We start from the raw sequence: 1160 nt of genomic DNA, 5'->3' as shown, positions 1-1160 counted from the left end.
CTAGTGTCCTGCGCCAGTAGTTGATCGTTAGTTGGTGTGTGACTTCTGCTGTTGGTGCGTCAGTTCCTCGTCGGGGCCCCAAGTTGGTGCCGTTGCTGCTGTCCGCTGAGGAGCGGGCGGTGTTGGAGCGGTGGACGCGTCGGGCGACATCGGCCCAGGCCCTGGCTCTGCGGGCACGGATCGTCCTGGCGTGTGCGGGGCCGGAGGTGCCGCCGATCGTCGCGGTCGCCCGGGAGCTTCGGGTGACCGCGGACACGGTCCGCAAGTGGCGGCGGCGCTTCCTCGCCGAGCGGCTGGACGGCCTGACCGACGAGCCGAGGCCGGGCAGACCGCCCACCATCAGCGTCGACCAGGTCGAAGCGGTCGTGGTCACCACGCTGGAACAGCTCCCGAAGAACGCCACCCACTGGTCCCGGAAATCGATGGCCCAGCACAGCGGCCTGTCGAAGTCCACGGTCGGCCGGATCTGGCGGCAGTTCCAGCTCAAGCCGCATCTGGCGGACACCTTCAAGCTGTCGACGGACCCGTTGTTCGTGGAGAAGGTCTACGACGTCGTGGGGCTGTACTTCAATCCGCCCGAGGGTGCGGTGGTGCTCTCGGTGGACGAGAAGTCGCAGATCCAGGCGCTGGACCGGTCCCAGCCGGTGCTGCCGATAATGCCGGGCATGCCCGAGCGGCGCACCCACGACTACGTCCGCAACGGCCTGACCACCTTGTTCGCCGCGTTCGACGTCGCCACCGGCGAGGTCATCACCGCCCTGCACCGCCGCCACCGGGCAGCGGAGTTCAAGAAGTTCCTGATCCGGATCGACAAGGAGGTCCCCGCACACCTGCAGATCCACCTGATCGTGGACAACTACGGCACCCACAAGACCCCTGCGATCAGGGCCTGGCTGGCCAAGCACCCGCGGTTCGAGCTGCACTTCACCCCGACCGGCTCCTCCTGGATCAACCAGGTCGAGCGGTGGTTCGGCTACCTCGCCCACCAGATGATCCGCCGCGGCGCACACAAGAACATTCAGGCCCTCGAAGCCGACATCCGGGCCTGGGTCAAAGACTGGAACAAAGACCCCAAGCCGTTCATCTGGACCAAGACAGCCGAAGAGATTCTCGACTCCCTCGCCCGCTTCTGCCGACGGATCTCCGGCGCAGGACACTAG

The 1160-nt window shown here is 66.5% G+C and carries 1 protein-coding gene; it reads left to right on the top strand.

All coding sequences use genetic code 11. The features are described from left to right. Positions 1-83 precede the first annotated feature (83 nt). Positions 84-1160 (top strand): IS630 family transposase, encoded by a 1077-nt coding sequence (locus tag ACWDR4_RS50105; RefSeq protein WP_450418874.1) that lies wholly within the window; start codon positions 84-86, stop codon positions 1158-1160.

Source organism: Streptomyces sp. NPDC000878 (genome assembly GCF_053599695.1).
The sequence above is the reverse complement of the archived record's forward strand: the minus strand, read 5'-3'. Positions and strand labels throughout refer to the sequence as shown.